Annotated in this window: 13 protein-coding genes and 1 other RNA gene; 5 read left to right on the forward strand and 9 right to left on the reverse strand. The window is 42.4% G+C overall.

Annotation, left to right across the window (positions count from 1 at the left end):
- Positions 1-552 precede the first annotated feature (552 nt).
- Entirely contained in the window at positions 553-5,985 is a 5,433-nt protein-coding gene (locus Q0541_RS08330; protein WP_298908124.1) for an AAA family ATPase, read from the reverse strand.
- A 181-nt stretch (positions 5,986-6,166) separates the two neighbouring features.
- On the opposite strand from Q0541_RS08330, the gene Q0541_RS08335 reads away from it, so the two are divergent.
- From Q0541_RS08335 to pstS, 3 genes are all read left to right on the forward strand, one after another.
- Positions 6,167-6,907 carry a cytochrome c biogenesis protein CcdA gene (locus Q0541_RS08335; RefSeq protein ID WP_298908127.1) on the forward strand — a complete coding sequence of 247 codons (741 nt, stop codon included), beginning with the start codon at positions 6,167-6,169 and terminating at the stop codon, positions 6,905-6,907.
- A 66-nt stretch (positions 6,908-6,973) separates the two neighbouring features.
- Positions 6,974-8,374, forward strand: coding sequence for a cytochrome c biogenesis protein (locus Q0541_RS08340; RefSeq protein WP_298908130.1), 1,401 nt, complete (start codon positions 6,974-6,976; stop codon positions 8,372-8,374).
- 207 nt (positions 8,375-8,581) lie between these two features.
- Positions 8,582-9,661 carry a phosphate ABC transporter substrate-binding protein PstS gene (pstS, locus tag Q0541_RS08345; protein ID WP_298908133.1) on the forward strand — a complete coding sequence of 360 codons (1,080 nt, stop codon included), beginning with the start codon at positions 8,582-8,584 and terminating at the stop codon, positions 9,659-9,661.
- An 18-nt stretch (positions 9,662-9,679) separates the two neighbouring features.
- Here the strand turns inward: pstS and queF are convergent, their stop codons facing one another.
- From queF to Q0541_RS08375, 6 genes are all read right to left on the reverse strand, one after another.
- The gene (gene queF / locus Q0541_RS08350) at positions 9,680-10,090 is read right to left on the reverse strand and encodes a preQ(1) synthase (RefSeq protein WP_298908135.1); all 411 of its coding nucleotides are present in this window, start codon (positions 10,088-10,090) and stop codon (positions 9,680-9,682) included.
- 81 nt (positions 10,091-10,171) lie between these two features.
- Complete coding sequence (locus tag Q0541_RS08355; RefSeq protein ID WP_298908137.1) at positions 10,172-10,570, reverse strand: hypothetical protein; 399 nt, start codon at positions 10,568-10,570, stop codon at positions 10,172-10,174.
- 147 nt (positions 10,571-10,717) lie between these two features.
- Positions 10,718-11,101, reverse strand: coding sequence for a phasin family protein (locus Q0541_RS08360; RefSeq protein ID WP_298908139.1), 384 nt, complete (start codon positions 11,099-11,101; stop codon positions 10,718-10,720).
- A 25-nt stretch (positions 11,102-11,126) separates the two neighbouring features.
- An RNA gene (ffs, locus tag Q0541_RS08365) (signal recognition particle sRNA small type) lies at positions 11,127-11,223 on the reverse strand.
- A 37-nt stretch (positions 11,224-11,260) separates the two neighbouring features.
- Positions 11,261-11,527, reverse strand: coding sequence for a YciI family protein (locus Q0541_RS08370; protein ID WP_298908409.1), 267 nt, complete (start codon positions 11,525-11,527; stop codon positions 11,261-11,263).
- Positions 11,528-11,728: 201 nt separating this feature from the next.
- Positions 11,729-12,064 carry a KGK domain-containing protein gene (locus Q0541_RS08375; RefSeq protein ID WP_298908142.1) on the reverse strand — a complete coding sequence of 112 codons (336 nt, stop codon included), beginning with the start codon at positions 12,062-12,064 and terminating at the stop codon, positions 11,729-11,731.
- A 105-nt stretch (positions 12,065-12,169) separates the two neighbouring features.
- Here Q0541_RS08375 and Q0541_RS08380 point away from each other — a divergent pair, with 105 nt between their 5' ends.
- Complete coding sequence (locus Q0541_RS08380) at positions 12,170-12,721, forward strand: 2'-5' RNA ligase family protein (protein ID WP_298908144.1); 552 nt, start codon at positions 12,170-12,172, stop codon at positions 12,719-12,721.
- Positions 12,722-12,864: 143 nt separating this feature from the next.
- Here the strand turns inward: Q0541_RS08380 and Q0541_RS08385 are convergent, their stop codons facing one another.
- A complete protein-coding gene (locus tag Q0541_RS08385; RefSeq protein WP_298908146.1) occupies positions 12,865-13,023 on the reverse strand; it encodes a hypothetical protein in 159 nt (52 codons plus the stop codon).
- 164 nt (positions 13,024-13,187) lie between these two features.
- Between Q0541_RS08385 and Q0541_RS08390 the strand changes: the two genes are divergently transcribed.
- Entirely contained in the window at positions 13,188-14,984 is a 1,797-nt protein-coding gene (locus Q0541_RS08390; protein ID WP_298908150.1) for a hypothetical protein, read from the forward strand.
- A gap of 1,384 nt (positions 14,985-16,368) precedes the next feature.
- Here the strand turns inward: Q0541_RS08390 and Q0541_RS08395 are convergent.
- Positions 16,369-16,611, reverse strand: coding sequence for a hypothetical protein (locus tag Q0541_RS08395; protein ID WP_298908153.1), 243 nt, complete (start codon positions 16,609-16,611; stop codon positions 16,369-16,371).
- Between the last annotated feature and the right edge of the window lie 21 nt (positions 16,612-16,632).

A 16,632-nucleotide genomic window follows, 5' to 3' on the forward strand; every position in this document is an offset into this window, starting at 1 on the left:
AACAATTGCTTGATATTACCCATAGTTTAATCGCTTGTTTAGCTAGCGTCATCCTGTGGAGTCAGGTGGAAGTCAAGCAATTTTGGATCATGGAATTGTCGTAAGCGTTGCGTAAAGCCTGCGGCAACTCTTAGAGACGCTCTTGCGTTCGCTTAGAGCGAGTCCGCGAGCGTTAGATTTGGAATTTGGGATAATTATGATGTCCGGGCAATTAAGCATAATACCCCAAGCCCAAAGAGCCAAAGCTGCGTTTGAGCTAACCTAAGAGCCTGCTGTTAGGGGGTGGGATGAATTTCATTTTCAAAAAATTTATTTTTGTTAGGACTTACGCAAGAACTCTCTGAAACTCTTATTCCTTTGTGTCCAACTCTTGGAGACGCTGCGCGTAGCTTGCTTCTCCGTAGGAGTATGCGTCCTTTGCGGTTCGTTTTATCATGATTTTGCGTAAGTCCTGTTTGTAATGAATCTAAGGGACTTCCAGTTAAAAAACCATCCCATCTCCGGGGCGCAAGGCCAAGATCCCCTACAAATGTACAAATAATTTTGGATAATTTATTTTTTGTCAGTCCCTAATAACACGATCGCCTTTACCAATTCCTGTGGATCTACAGGTTTGGAAATATGCTGTTGAAATCCGACAGCGATCGCTTGCTGCTGATCCATCTCACCAGCATAGGCAGTTAAGGCGATCGCTGGAATTGTCCCGCCTTGCTCTGGTTTTAGACTTCTCACCTGTCGCATCAGCATGTAACCATCCATTTCTGGCATCCCAATATCGCTGATGATCAGATTTGGCTGGGATTGACTCAGTGTAGTTAAAGCTGCAATGGCTGAGGTTACGGTGATCACAGTTGCACCATACTGCTCTAGCATGAAGGACAAAAATTCTCGCATATCTGCATCATCATCCACCACGAGAATCTGTAAGCCAGACAAGGGTGAAGATTGATCTGCCAGAAGTGAGGAATTATCTTTTGCATCCTTGATTCCTTTGCTTTCATCCTGTAAGCATGGAAGTATGACGGTGAAAGTTGCTCCTTGTCCTTCGCCCAGGCTTTCTGCTTGAACAGTTCCCCCGTGAAGTTCTACAAGATGCCGGACGATCGCTAATCCTAAACCTAAACCGCCAAATTTTCGAGTTGTGGCACTATCTGCTTGACGGAAATAATCAAAGACATAAGCTAAGAACTCAGGTACAATCCCCTTCCCTGTGTCAGTTATGCAGATTTGTACCTGTAAGCCAACCTGCTCTAATTTAATTTTTACCTGTCCCCCAGTGGGAGTAAACTTAATGGCATTGGAAAGGATATTCCAAATGACTTGTTGCAATCGATTGGCATCGCCTAAAACTTGCCCGACATCAGATTCAAGAATTGTCTGAATCTCGATGGACTTGGCCTGTGCTGATAAACGCACTGTCTCGATCGCAGCTTCAATGACTGATACCAAATTAATCGGGTAGAAGTTGAGATTAAGTTTACCCTGAAGGATGCGGGAGACATCGAGCAAATCTTCAATCAATTGGGTTTGTAACTTGGCGTTGCGCTCAATGGTTTCGAGGGCGCGATCGCTTGTTAATTGGTCAAGTTTGCGGGTTCGCATCAGTTTTGTCCAACCCAGAATTGGGTTAAGCGGTGTTCTCAGTTCATGAGACAGCACAGCTAGAAATTCATCTTTGATCCGGTTTGCTGATTCAGCAGCGTTTCGCGCCGTTCGTTCGGCTTCGTAAAGGTGGGCGCGAGCGATCGCTTGGGCGCATTGTTGAGCAACAGCCAAGATAAACGCTTGATCTTCTCCACTAAGTAGTTGAGGCTGGGCAAATCCCAAAGTTATACCTCCAACTGCCCAACCTTCTACCATCAATGGAATAGAAATCCAGGGATCAATGTCATATTGAGCGTAAATTTCAGCTAGATGAGGGTAACGAGCTATCTGATTTTGTCTCGATTGTGCCCAAATAGGTTGCCCAGTCCGCACGGCTTCTGCTAGGGGAAAGGGTAAATCTATGGCAAAATGCCGCCAAGTGTCCAGCAAATCTTGGTTATAGCCAACCGCACGCACAATTTCCAGTTCAGTTTTACTTTCATTCAGCAAAGCGACGAGGGCTGAACTAGCTCCCAAGGCAGCCATGCTCTGCTCGACAATGACTTCAGATACTTGGGCTGGTGTCAGCGATTCTGAAAGGGCAGCTGTGATCGACTGGAGACGGGCAATTCGCTCTAATGCTCGCTCTGCTGTTGTTTGTGCTTGCTGCGCTTCTTGGTAAAGGCGGGCATTATCGATGGCGATCGCAGCTCGATGGGCAACATCTTCTGCCAGTGACAAGTCAGCTATGCTGTAACGACGTTCTGATTCAGCAGTCACAAAGGAAATTGCACCAAAAATTCTTTCACGTGCCATCAAGGGCAAAATTATACATGACTTTAAACCAAGTTCACGCAGAATCCGCAGATGTTCTGGATCTTCGATGGCTGCTGCTAGGGCTGCATCTGAAATTTCAGTTACCATTTCTGCAAGTCCTGTACGCAGCACCTTAGCCACACCTTCAGATACATCCAAATCTCTGGGATAACGCTGATAGAGTTCCCAGGCGAGTTTCACTTTCTCTGGATCTCGGTGGGCAACTGCTACTTGATTAATTGCTTGATTGTCTTGCAGGAGATTAACACTGCACCAATCGGCAAAGTAGGGCACAACCAGGTTTGCCACGCTTGTTAGCGTGCTTTCGTAATCAAGGGAAGAGGCGAGTGTTGTACTGACTTGAGCCAAAAACGCTGCTCGTTGCTGAGCGGCTTCTGCTTCCAGACGGGCAGTTTGCTCTTGAATTAGTTGAATACGTTTGGCTTCAGATTGTTTGCGATCGGTGATATCAAGCACAACACCACTCATGTGTGTGGCTTTATCTGCTTCGTTGAAAAAGGCTTTTCCCCGGCAGGCTAGGTAGCGGATGCTGCCGTCATTCCAAATAATTCGATATTCTAAATCATGCTCCACGCCTTCGTTAATCGCTCGACTCAAAGATTGAGCCAGCAATCCCCGATCATCTGGATGCAGGCGAGCTAAAATTGCTTCGGAGGTGGCAACAAAGGTTTCAGGTGTTAACCCAAATAGTTGATAAGTTTGCTCATCCCAGTCAAACTGATCATTGGTAATATCCCAACTCCAAACACCGATTTGGGCAGACTTCAACGCCAGGTTGAGTTGTTCTTGGCTATTTTCTAGACCTTGATAAAGATGAGCATTTTCTAGAGAAATCGCAATTTGAACTGTCAAAATCTCTAGTACAGCAAGTTTATCCTGTGTAAAAGCGCTGGGGATGAGATTGTTTTCTAAATATAAAATACCAAGTAGTTTCGACTGACGGGCGATCGGCAAACAAAGTACAGATTTAGGTTGCTTTTGAATTACATACTCATCTCCAGAAAACAGATTCAGCTCAGTGGCATTCGGCAAAATCACTGTTTCTTGAGTTCGCTGAACATAATTCAGGATTGATTGAGGAATAACCTGTGAAATGTCGCCCTTTAATACGGGTCGATAAATATTGGGCTTTGCTGCCTGGGGATTAACCTTAGCTTCTACTTCTATTACCATATTTTGCTCGGTTTCAAGCAACAAATAACCGATTTCTGCTCCTGCTTGCTCGATGACAATCTGCATTAATGTCTTCAACAACCGTGAAAGCAAAATTTCACTAGATATTGTTTGAGATGCTTTAACAACCGATAGAAAGTCTAGATGTTCACCTGTAGTAAAAAAGGTTCCGTTAGAGACAGACTGTTGTCGTGGCAATAGCTGAGGATAGCACTCTTCGAGTTGCTTGACTTTAGCAGATGCCTCCCAGCGTCCATAGGAATTTTTAGCTGCTTGCAAGTAGGTTTTGGCAATTAATTCAAACTTCCGCTCTAATCCCAGCGACTTTGATTCATCGGCAATTAAGGCGTAAGCAGCTTGTTGAACTCGATCATGGTAAAAACGATAGTTTTTTTGGGTACTTTCATCTGACTCAATGGGGATAATTAATCCTCTTAAAATTGCTTCAACAAGTGCGTTTGCCGTTTCTTGAATAGATTGTTCACCAACGATCGCTAAAACTTCTAAATCAAAGCGATTACCAATACAGGAGGCTAACTTAAGCACCTGTTGAGTTGGGGGTGGCAGTTTTTGCATCCGCCCAATCATCAAATTGACAATATTATCTGTAATGCCTTGGGCTTCAATCTGAGCTAGATTCCATTGCCAAACACCATGTTGGCGATCAAAATTCAGCAGATTTTCTTGATGCAGTGTTTTTAGAAATTCATTTACAAAAAAAGGATTACCGTCAGTTTTTTGGATAATTAATTGAGCAAGAGGTTCGACTCGTTCTGCTGAACTATGCAATGTATCAGCAATCAACTGATTTACATAAATAAGATTTAAGGGAGTCAGTACAATTTCAGTTATTTTTGCTCCATACTGGTGAACCTTCTCCATCATCAAATTTATGGGATATACAACATCTATTTCGTTATCTCGATAGGCCAAAATGAAGCAGAGATACTGGATATTAGAGCCAGTAATAATAGTTTGAATTAAGTTTAAAGTAGCGCTGTCTGCCCACTGCATATCATCTAAAAAAACAGTGAGTGGATGCTCTTTTTGAGCAAAGACGCTGATAAAGTTCTGAAACACCAAGTTGAATCGATTTTGAGATTCAGCAGGCCCCAATGGTATATGAGACTGTTCTCCAATGATTAGTTTAAGTTCTGGAATTAGATTAGCAATTAGTCTACCATTGTTCCCTAATGCTGCTTGTATTCGCTTTTTCCAGGTAGCAAGTTTATCTTCGGGCTGCATTAAAATTTGCCGAACAAGTGTTTGAAAAGCTTGAACAATGGTGGAATAAGGAATATCTCGTTTGTATTCATCAAACTTACCACAGATAAAAACCCCGTGTTCTTTGACAATCGGCTTGTGAATCTCTTTCACCAGAGAAGATTTCCCAACCCCAGCATAGCCAGAGACAAACACTATCTCTGGTTTTCCTTGGCTAACAACTCGCTCAAATGCTTGGAGAAGCTTGGCAATTTCTTGTTCTCGTCCATACAATTTCTGGGGAATTTGAAAGCGCTCTGAGATATCTTGCTCACCCAAAACAAAGGATTGGATTTCTGTGGTTGTCTGCAATTGCTCTAAGCACCGTTCCAGATCAAATTGCAGACCTAAAGCGCTCTGATATCTCTGTTCTGCAACCTTGGACAGCAATTTTATGATGATGTCACAAAGCATTTCGGGAATATCAGAGTTTAGCTTTTTCGGGGATGGCGGAGATTTGGCGATATGACAATGCACCCACTCTAAGGGGTCTTTGCCTTGAAACGGTAGCTCACCTGTGAGCATTTCATAGAAGGTGACTCCCAGTGAATACAAATCGCTGCGATGGTCAATCCCTCGATTCATCCGCCCGGTTTGCTCAGGTGACAGATATGGTAGACTGCCTTCAATGCGACTGGAACTGCTAACCCTTTGCTGCTCATAGGGAATGAAAGCAGCAATTCCAAAATCAGCAATCTTGACCTGATTAGTTTCGAGGTTAACTAAGATATTTTGTGGCTTAATATCTTTGTGAACAATGTGATAGCTGTGAATTTGTGCAAGTCTGCTGGTGATTTCAATAGCAATCTTCAAAAATGGAACAGGCTGTTGAAATTGGTCTAGCAACAGGTCAAGCGATCGCCCCCCAAAATCCTCCATAATTAGATAAGGGATTCCCTGGTGCATCTCTAAGGCGTAGGCTTTGACTGCTGCTGCAATGTTTAACCTTTGAGCGATCGCATACTCATGCTTAAATTGCTCAATATTATTGGGTGTACACTGTTCTGGACGTAGCCCTTTGATAATTACCGGACACTGATCTTTAACTTTGATTCCACGGTATATGACTGCTTTTACCCCTGCTTTTAACAAAGTGACAATTTGAAATCCGGGTAATGCAATCATCATGCCAAATACTCCAGGCGTACTTCTTCAGGAATAATCCGAGCTTAATTGTATTTTAAATACATTTCCTTGGGCAGATTAAATTTAGATAATATTAGGTTTGGATAATTACTTTTACTGACTCCTAAACCAAAAATAAGCTAAAATTCAAGCAGAGTAAGCATTCCCCGCTCATTAACTCCCCATGCTTGATAACCTGCAAACCCAAATTTACCAACTAGAACAATTTGCCAACAGCCTCGTTTCTAACCAACTGACACACCTGAGTGTGGCGAGTATTGGTATCATCTTTGCAGCTGGCTTGCTCACTAGTCTCACACCCTGTATGCTTTCTATGCTGCCAATTACCATTGGTTACATCGGTGGTTATGAAGCCAAAAGCCGTTTGCAAGCAGCTGCTCAATCAACTTGGTTTGCTTTCGGATTAGCAACTACATTGGCAGGATTAGGAATATTAGCAGCTTTGGTAGGAAAAGTCTACGGTCAAGTGGGAATTGGTTTGCCGATTATCGTCAGCATTATCGCCATTCTCATGGGGCTGAACTTACTAGAAGCTCTACCTCTGCAATTTCCATCCTTGGGTGAAACGAATTGGATTTCGCCAGATTTACCAGCAGGATTGCGTTCCTATTTGCTGGGGCTGACTTTCGGCTTAGTCGCATCCCCTTGTAGCACGCCTGTTTTAGCTAGCTTACTAGGTTGGATTGCCAATACACAAGACTTAATTTTAGGCGCTGTTTTGCTACTTTCTTACACAGGCGGTTATGTAGCACCATTGATTTTGGCGGGTACTTTTACAGCTTCAATTAAAAAGTTACTGGAATTGCGTCGCTGGTCTGGTTGGATTAACCCAGTCAGCGGGGCGCTGTTGGTAGGATTCGGTGTATTTTCCTTAATTTCTCGGATTCCCATTGGCAGTTTTTAATTTCAATCCTTGATAGTGCCTGATTGAGATTTATATTATCAATACATTTGTAATATTTTACACATAATGACTTTAGAAGATTCAGCGGACAAAGAATTAAAATGGTGGGCAGTACCTGGGCAATTCTTACGGCAGGAGCTTTTGCCTGTACTGACCAACTTACGACTAGCGATCGCACTATTTCTATTGATTGCAATCTTTAGTTCCACCGGAACTGTAATTGAGCAAGGTCGCTCACCCGCATTCTACCAAGCTAACTACCCAGAACATCCAGCTTTATTTGGTTTCTTAACTTGGAAGGTAATTCAGGTAGTTGGGTTAGACCACGTATATCGTACCTGGTGGTTTCTGGCATTACTCATCTTATTTGGCACTAGCTTAACTGCTTGTTCTTTTACTCGTCAGTTACCAGCCTTAAAAGCTGCCCAGCGCTGGAAATATTACGAAGAACCACGGCAATTTCAAAAGTTAGCTTTGAGTGCAGAACTAGATACTGGTTCTTTGAATTCTCTCAGCGAAATATTACAGAAACGCCGCTATAAAATTTTTCCAGATCAAGAAAAAGAAAATCTTCTCTATGCCCGTAAGGGAATAGTCGGACGCATCGGCCCAATTATCGTTCATATTGGCATCGTAGCTATTCTGCTAGGCGGAATTTGGGGGGCGATGACTGGGTTTCTTGCTCAGGAAATGGTTGCCAGTGGTGATACATTTCAGGTGAGAAATATTGTAGATGCTGGCCCTTTAGCAGCAGCTCAAGTCCCGAAAGATTGGTCTGTGCGAGTCAATCGTTTTTGGATTGACTATACTCCATCTGGCGGCATTGATCAATTTTATTCCGATATGTCTGTCTTGAATAATCAGGGAAAGGAAGTTGATCACAAGAAAATTTTTGTCAACGAGCCTCTGCGCTATCATGGCGTCACTTTCTACCAAACTGATTGGGGAATTGCAGCTGTTCGCGTCCAATTTAACAACAGCCCGATTTTTCAACTACCGATGGCGCAATTGAACACGAACGGTAACGGGCGCATTTGGGGAACATGGGTTCCGACTAAACCTGATTTGAGTGAGGGTGTCTCCCTGTTAGCCAAAGACTTGCAAGGGATGGTATTAATTTATGATCCCACTGGCAAACTCGTTGATACTGTCCGCACTGGGATGTCCACCCAAGTCAATGGCGTGAAGCTGAAAATTCTGGATGTGATTGGTAGCACTGGCTTACAAATTAAAGCCGATCCAGGCATACCAATTGTTTACTCAGGGTTTGGCTTGCTAATGCTGGGTGTGGTGATGAGTTACTTCTCCCACTCGCAAATTTGGGCATTGCAAAAAGGCGATCGCTTGTATGTGGGTGGTAAAACTAATCGCGCCCAAGTTGCTTTTGAACAAGAGGTTTTGGAGATTTTAGATCGGCTGAGTTCACAGCCAAAAGGTGAGGAGAAAGAGACGCCAATTGAAGTTTAAAAACAAAGGGGTGCAAAGTAAATTGCAGACGAACGCAGAGCATAAGTGATAACTTTGTGTACCTTTGCGTGAACCTCTGCGCCCCTACCCTGCGGGAAGGCGAACTGCCTATGCGTTTCAAAGTTATTTACAATTAATTACGCCCGCACGGCTACAAATTAAAAAATTATTAGAGGTGTTTATTAAACATTGGAACAAAAGATTTCTATGTCTGCTCAAGTTCAATCCAAGGGACGCGTTTATCTTCTACCCCTAATCGCTGTTTCGTTGAGTATTGCTTCTTGCACTGGGGATCATAGAAACATCAAGCATATTTCTATCGTTGGTGCTGGAGCAAGTTTTCCCGCGCCTTTGTACGAGCGCTGGCTTTCAGATTACAATCAGAAAAATCCCAATGTGGAAATTAACTATCAAGCTATAGGGAGCAGTGCTGGAGTGCAACAACTCATTGAAGGTACTGTGGACTTTGCAGCTAGTGATGTGGGAATTACAAATGAACAAGCAGCCAAGATAAAACGGGGAGTGATCGCTTTGCCAATAACTGCCGGTTCTATTGTACTGGCTTATAACCTCAGACAAGTTGCACAGCAGTCGCCTCAAGTCAATGTGCCAACGACTCTAAGGCTACCACGCCAAGTTTACGTAGATATCTTCCTCGGAAAAATTACGAATTGGAATCATCCTACAATAGCCGCAGCTAATCCAGGAGTAAGTTTGCCCAATTTACCGATTCAAGTCGTACACCGAACTGATGGGAGTGGGACTACGAGCGTGTTGACGCAACACCTAAGTGCTATAAGTCCAGAATGGAAAAGGAAACTTGGGGCTGGTAAAGCTGTAGCATGGCAAGTAGGAATTGGTGGAAAAGGTAATGAAGGTGTTACCGCCTTGATTCAACAGATACCAGGAGCTATTGGCTACGTAGAGTACGTTTACGCCAAACAAAATAAACTTCCTGTGGCTGCTTTAGAAAATAAATCTGGTAATTATATTACGCCGACACCAGAATCTGTAGCTCAAACTTTAGAGGCAGTGAAATTACCCAACAATAATTTGATTGCTTTTATCACCGATCCTACAGATGCCCAGTCTTATCCCATCGTCACTTACAGCTGGCTTTTAACTTATCACCAATATCCAAACCGAGTCAAAGCTCAAGTGCTGAAAAAGTTTGTTGATTGGGCTGTGATTGAGGGGCAAAAATCCAGTTTGGAACTCGGATATATTCCTTTGTCTAAAAAAGTTGTGCTTCAAGTGCAATCTGCCGTCAAGAAAATTGCTGAATAACGCTAATCAGTGATGATATTACTTTTGGTGACGCACTTCAATCACAGTATGTACATTACCGCGAGGCGTAAAATCTGCTTTCACCGTGACTTCCAACGGATCACAAGCAGCTACAAAATCATCCAAAATTTGATTGGCAGATTCTTCGTGAGAAATGTAGCGATCGCGGTAACTGTTAATGTAAAGCTTAAGCGCCTTCAATTCCACTACCCGCTCATCAGGCACATAGGTAACGTAAATTGTCGCAAAGTCAGGATAGCCGGAAAACGGACATTTACAAGTAAATTCCGGCAAAGTAATATTAATGTCATATCGCCTACCCACACGCGGATTTGGAAAGGTAATTAATTTACCTTCGGCAATGTCGCGTTCGCCATACTTCATTTCTAGGCTTGCCTGAGATACACTTTCAGGTGAGGAATTACTCATAAGTTATTAAACTATGATTATTTGCTAGTTTGGGCAAACGAGAAAATGGGGAGACTAATAAATCGTAAATCCTTACTCAGCTCAATACTCTTCCTTCTCCCAGTCTGGACAATTCTCATCTTCACAACCGTGAGGATGCATGGCACAAACTAATAAATTACCACCATAAACCTGACCGTGGTAGTGAGTACAACCGATGCAGGCAGGATTTTTTTCGGCTGTGGGTTCAACTGAATAAGGAAAGCCCGGATCTACATCTGTTACAATGTCTTCCAGTTCCCAGTAAGCTTCCAACATTGGTTCAGCCAAATCCTGTAAATACTGATCGACTTCACTGACAATGTTAGGGACTTGCTCGGTGATTTCTTCCGTTAGCTCAAAAAAAGCGTCTACCATTTCACTCATTCCCAGGAAGAAACGCTCTACTTCATCAGCCACTGTTTCGACAATTTCTGCTAAATCTTTTTGCCACTGTTCCATAAACTTGACGCCCTTACAGGCTATAAACAGGACGGTTTGTGTTATCTGGCTGGAAGCACTAGAGTACACATTAAGCAATGTATCTTACTCAAGTTTCTATCTGAACTGCCACTTATGACTAATATTTTGCTCAAAGAATATTTTTTATTAATCGCGTTGCAATCGTTTTAACTCATTTTGCAGGTCTATCACTTCTTGGCGTAATTTATCCACATTCTGATCACTTGCTCCCTCTTTCACCGTTGGTTCTTCATCTTCCTCTAAAATTTCAATGCGGCGAGGTTCAGAAGGGGGTGTTTCTGGTGAGGTTTCACCAGATGCTTGGGCCTGTTGGGCTTGCTTCATCATATCTTCAACGAAGCGGCGGGCTTCTTCTGTGTTCATTTCGCCCTTTGCCACCATTTCATCTGCCAGTTTTTGGACTTGCGATCGCACTTGGGCTAATTTCCCCCCTGCTTTCTCACCTGCGTAAGAAGCTAATCCAACACCGAGGTAAAAAGCTTTTTGAACAATATCTCCAAAACCAGCCATTGTTGCTGAACGCTCCTAAAAATAGGGCGACCCGGAGACTACGCCTATCACAAGCCTCCCGTGTTGCTGCTACCTTCCGGTTCTGACAAGATTTGGGTGTTGCAATCGCATAGATCCAGGTCTTCTAAAAGCATAACATTAAAAGTCAGTAAGTGTGTGTTATTCCATAACAATTCGCCATTCGTAAAGCTGATAGTTGACGCAGCCATGTTGTACCAATGGGTCATCAGCTACAATTGCTTCTGCTTCCTCCTTTGAGGCTGCCTCAAACAGCAACATCCCGCCTCTTTGCTCTGCCCAGTAGCCTGTTCGCGCTTTGTGTCCTTTAGCAATCAAGTCCTGAATGTAGGCTTTGTGGGCAGGTACATATTGGTCAAAGGTAGGTTTATCGACTTTGCCTTCTTCAATTTTCACAAACCACGGCATTTGCTTCTTAACTCCAGTTGCAACAGACATCCTGCTTAAGTTATGACTATTTTTGGGTAGCAATTTAGTAGCAATATACACTAGTTACAGCAATTTACTGAAGATTTAAAGACCAAGACGAATAAAGCCATCCTACCTGCTTTGGCAAGGACGGCTTTCTCATGGATATGTCGCCTACTGCTAGCGACGCATCTGTGACTATTAGACCTCTAAGTGCGATCGCAGATCATCCAGAGGAGATGTCGAGTTAGTGGGAATCAGTGGTTTTGTAGGTGTCAGCTTGTCAGGAACAAATTCAAAGAGAATTCGGATTTTCCCTTTTTGCCAGCCGCCACCCTGAGCTAGTAAAAGCTTACAGTTGACACCATCTCCAAACCAGTCTGAAGCCTTGTCCTCTTCTAAGTTGCTGCTCCTATGCACCAAATACTTCAGACGTTCCATCAATTCTTCACCTGTCGATGTTGAAGCCTCAGTTAAGTTAGTATCCTGAGCCATAGAAACAACATCTTCATCGGACAGAAAAATTTGCTCGCTCATTTAGTTTTCTCTTTCATTAACACAACATGGCGGATCAAGCGCCAACTCGCTCCGCCTTCTTTAAGTTTTCCCACTGACCACCAATTACTAAGGAGATAAAATTAGATGAGCCGTTTTTTTGTCGCCCTTTTACCACCGCAAGACATTCAAGACTACGCCAACCAGATTAAGCAGTACTTTGCCGATCACTATGCTAGTAGCGGGGCGCTAAAGTCTCCGCCTCATATTACCCTGCAACCGCCCTTTGAATGGGCAGATGCTAATTTGCCACTGCTAGAAGCATCCTTGAAGGAGTTTGCTAGTGAACAACAGCCAGTAGCAATTACACTCAGGGGGTTTGATGCTTTTGTACCTCGTGTCATATACATTAATGTAGTCAGAAGTCAAGAACTTTTGACTCTGCAAGCTGATTTAATGGCTTATACAGAAAGCAACTTGGGAATTGTTGACAAGGTTTCTAAAACCCGCCCTTTTGCGCCCCACATGACGGTTGCGTTTCGGGATTTAACAAAGCAAAACTTTAAAGCTGCTTGGCCAGAGTTTGAAAAGCGTCAGTTGCATTTTGAGTTTACTGCTGACAAGTTAACGCTACTGCTTCACGACGGTAAGCGCTGGAATATTAAATCGGAGTTTGGTTTCTTGCCTACTAAACAATGAGCAATGTATTACTCACATCTTTTTTTATGATAATGGGCAAGAATTCATCCAATTCATCAACGGCAAAGAAATACTGGTAGAGACTGCTTGGCGCTGGGAGTTTGGGAGAGTACTGGAATATGCAAGTAGTTGAAATGCGATCGCTAATCATTCCACTCAACCAGCATACCGTCCACAATCGCAATCCCCCACTGCCCAAATTTCGCCAGCAATTTCTTAATCACAATCCGCAAAGCAGGGTCATCCGCCCAGCACTCCATAAAAAACTCGAAGCTTGGGTTTTCTCTTAAAATCTCAGCCATCTTGAGTCTTTCAGTGGTTCAGGATGCAATGCAGACGTACCTGGTGCACAAGAACATTCTGCATCCTATGCGCTAAACTGAACCAGCGTCCAATAGGTTGAATAATTTTTGGCAAGACTAAAATAAGTTTATGAATTTGCCTTAAAAAGCGTTTAAGTTACTCAATGGCTATTTTCTTTTCAGATTTTTTTGAAGTTTCACCGGACTTAATCGAGGAATATGGAGCTTTCAATATATCGCTCATCAACGATCTACCCTTATTCGTAGATCCATTTTTGCTATTTAACAGTGAAAACCCAACTTATAAAGAGCTTCACGAAGATATCATACGCTACATGCGTTTTTTGAAGGAAATGTCTTTGTCAAATGCAATTAATCCGCATTTAGTAGATGCCTGGTTTACCTTCCCCGAAGTTAAGCAAAACTGGCTTGGATTCAGTGAAAAAGGCAATGAAGGTCATGGACTCGGAAAAGATTTTGCTAAGGCTCTGAACAAAAACTTAAATTCTTTATTTAGAAGTTTTGGCGAAGAGACAATTACGCGCAGTAGCCACTTAGAAAAATTATGCCTTGTTCGTGAAGGTGTAGGGCGTGATAATATCAGTGATTTTACAACTAACCTAATCAAAAATTTTCTAGCTACATACACTCAAGAATTTGTATTAAATAATTTATCTAAAAGTCAAATTAAGTCGATAACAATAAACAAGACAAAATTTAATTATCATACCCGTAGTTGGGCTTCTGCAAATTTTCAATTACCCTACATTAATGGTGATTATGTTCTTCTTACTCCCAAAGATATGTTAACGAAAGATGAGTCGTGGATTAATAGACCAGAGCTTTTAGAGCGGTTTCAAGAAATTGCTAGTGGATTACCGAACGAAGTCTTACGTGCTCAATTGAATGAGTATCTTTTGCGAGTTATTCCTACGGATTCAAAAGCAAAAAAGAAGGAGATTCAAGATGCTATTACCTTAGCAGTAGATAAATTTCCAGAGGTTATTGATCATTACATTCGCCTTAAAGAAGAGGAGGGTGATAAAGCAGCCTCTATTGCAGAAGAACGTGTTGCAGAGGTAAAAGCTCTTTTTGTTGAGCAAATTAATCAACTAGTGAATGAGTACCTAAAGCCAATTGGGTTTTATAAAAGCCCAGTAAACACATATTCTGAGGCAAAAGAGCGAGTATTATTGATTAAAGATGTTATTGAAAATAAAGGTGGACATCATTATTTTTATGTTAATGATAAGCCTCTAAAACGAGAAGCAGACCTTAAACTTATATACCGTTTAATATGGTTTTCCACTACTGATACTCTAAATAAAGAGGTAAACAATGGAGGTGAAAAAGTCAATTTAAATGTGTTATATAAAAATACAGATAAAACATTAGTTGAATTCAAGTTGGGGAAGAATTTACAATTAGAAAGTTATCTTGCCAAGCAATGCAAAACCTATGATAATTCTAGCGAATTAACACATTGTTCATTGAAGGTAATATTGTATTTTTCAGAAGATGAACTTGCCAAAATAAACCGCATTTTGGAACGTCTAGACCTAAAAAGTTCACCCCATATCATACTGATTAATGCTTGTAATGATAATAAGCCATTTGATCACTTATCCAATTCCCAATTTGATAGTCGGTTAATCAATGGTGACACAGTAAATGCTGGGAATATTGGCGACGACATTTGGAATATTCACATGGGGCAACAGCAGACGGCGGCATCAGGTAGTCCGGCCCAATCACAAAACCAAAGAGAGCGATCGCAGAACGAAAGAGACTCGCTGGAAAAAGTTTACACGCTCCAAAGCCAGAAAGTTGCACAAATACGAACAGCGTTGGTAATTGAAACTGATGTATCCCGCAAGTTTCAATACGAGCAACAGCTTCAGTCAGAGGAACGCACGTTAAAAGAGCTTAGTGACAAGTTAGATGCAATTGAACCGGTTTGATACCTGGCACTGTCGGCTGATAACAGTTTGCCTGAATAAATTTTGCCGCTATCTCATGCACCTCCGTACTTTCAGTTAACTTCTGCTTGTCCCAAGGTAGGCTCATCTGTCCAGGCGACGACTTTTTAGCTTTCCCACCTTTGATCACCGATGGTAAAAAGCTGCTCCCCCAGTGGTTTCGCTGTTCTGGTTTCGCCTGTGGTCGGTACTTCTGACAAAACCTGCGGTACTTCGCCGCACATTCTTCTAAAGTCCTGCCTAATTGTAAAAACGCTGGATGCCACGCCCTAGCGGGAAGTCAAAAATCAAAAGTCAAAAGTCAAAAGTGGTGATGTGGTAGCAAAATCCAGATTGCAGGTTGCGTGGAGAACGAGACATTCTAAGGGAAGTGAAAATACAAGTTTACTAGTTTAGTTTATATAGCGCTTTTCATTTGTATACAATACACTTTGACCTCTCCTTTTAGGCTGCGGTGGTCACTGAACTTTGTCGTACCCCTACGGGGAAGCAAGCTACGCGCAGCGTCTCGTAGAGAAGTGCGGGCTACGCCAACGCATTTGTTGTTTCGGCGAACCCATTTGTTATTTCGGCGAACCCATTTGTTATTTCGGCGAATGCATTTGTTATTTCGGCGAATGCATTTGTTGTTTCAGCGTCTCCATGTGCCTTCAAAACAATAGGCCTCTTGCAAAAATCCTTGAATCACCCCTCCCCAACCCTCCCCTTATAAAGGGGAGGGGGCAAGATTTCAAGTTTCCCCCCTTTATAAGGGGGGATTAAGGGGGGTCTATTCGACTTATGCAACCAGAATAACCCAGTTCTACTTGCTCCCGTGTTTTACGAGCCTAGACGTGAACTGGCTTGTCGCTAGACATCGCTGAACTTGAAGAAAATTCATTTTGAGTAAAATATGCCTTCTCTACCAGACGTGCAAAGGACATGACAGTTCTTCGGTTCCTCATCACAGACTTGGTTTTCTTGTGAAAATATTGCAGATTGACCCCATAATCCTGCCACAATGCATAAAAAATATGCAGTCTCAGTTGAAACTATAGAAGTAATGGCGGGTTGATCCAATAAAAAAGCGATCGCAGTTCCGTATGAGCGATCGCCATGATTAATCCCTAACCACAGGGATTAATTATGACAATTATATTTGTCGTAAGACTTTAACGATTGCAGTGCTAGCCCCCTCATCCCAACACTCTTAATACAAAAAAGTAGATAATTGCTCTACTTAGCCACAAGTAAACAATCACCTCGGTAAATAAGTGTTTTTACGTTTTCACTCGCAAATGCAAACTACAACGAGTATGTTACCAGTTTCACTTGACTTTTGACTTCCCCGAACGCAAGAGCGTCTCCTAGAGTTGGGGCTGACCATTTATTTAGTTTCAATTTTTACAATTGCTGACATTCCCGGATTAAATCGGGATTCGTAACCTTGAATACTTGACCCATCAAACACAATCTTGACGGGAATTTGATGTAGTGAATTACTAGAAGCTGAATTACTCGTAAGATTATCTTCTGGCATAAAGGCGATACTATCTACCTTGCCTTGAAACTGCCGATTAGCAAAGGCTGAGACTGTAATTTTCACCTTGCTGAGTTTGACAGTGTTCATGATCTGACTTTTCTTCTGCTT

It is taken from the genome of uncultured Nostoc sp. (genome assembly GCF_937863485.1).
Lineage (GTDB): Bacteria > Cyanobacteriota > Cyanobacteriia > Cyanobacteriales > Nostocaceae > Nostoc.

Coding starts and splice junctions, on each gene's coding strand:
- Q0541_RS08330 (WP_298908124.1), bottom strand. CDS start 5,985: ATGATGATTGCATTACCCGGATTTCAAATTGTCACTTTGTTAAAAGCA.
- Q0541_RS08335 (WP_298908127.1), top strand. CDS start 6,167: ATGCTTGATAACCTGCAAACCCAAATTTACCAACTAGAACAATTTGCC.
- Q0541_RS08340 (WP_298908130.1), top strand. CDS start 6,974: ATGACTTTAGAAGATTCAGCGGACAAAGAATTAAAATGGTGGGCAGTA.
- pstS (WP_298908133.1), top strand. CDS start 8,582: ATGTCTGCTCAAGTTCAATCCAAGGGACGCGTTTATCTTCTACCCCTA.
- queF (WP_298908135.1), bottom strand. CDS start 10,090: ATGAGTAATTCCTCACCTGAAAGTGTATCTCAGGCAAGCCTAGAAATG.
- Q0541_RS08355 (WP_298908137.1), bottom strand. CDS start 10,570: ATGGAACAGTGGCAAAAAGATTTAGCAGAAATTGTCGAAACAGTGGCT.
- Q0541_RS08360 (WP_298908139.1), bottom strand. CDS start 11,101: ATGGCTGGTTTTGGAGATATTGTTCAAAAAGCTTTTTACCTCGGTGTT.
- Q0541_RS08370 (WP_298908409.1), bottom strand. CDS start 11,527: ATGCCGTGGTTTGTGAAAATTGAAGAAGGCAAAGTCGATAAACCTACC.
- Q0541_RS08375 (WP_298908142.1), bottom strand. CDS start 12,064: ATGAGCGAGCAAATTTTTCTGTCCGATGAAGATGTTGTTTCTATGGCT.
- Q0541_RS08380 (WP_298908144.1), top strand. CDS start 12,170: ATGAGCCGTTTTTTTGTCGCCCTTTTACCACCGCAAGACATTCAAGAC.
- Q0541_RS08385 (WP_298908146.1), bottom strand. CDS start 13,023: ATGGCTGAGATTTTAAGAGAAAACCCAAGCTTCGAGTTTTTTATGGAG.
- Q0541_RS08390 (WP_298908150.1), top strand. CDS start 13,188: ATGGCTATTTTCTTTTCAGATTTTTTTGAAGTTTCACCGGACTTAATC.
- Q0541_RS08395 (WP_298908153.1), bottom strand. CDS start 16,611: ATGAACACTGTCAAACTCAGCAAGGTGAAAATTACAGTCTCAGCCTTT.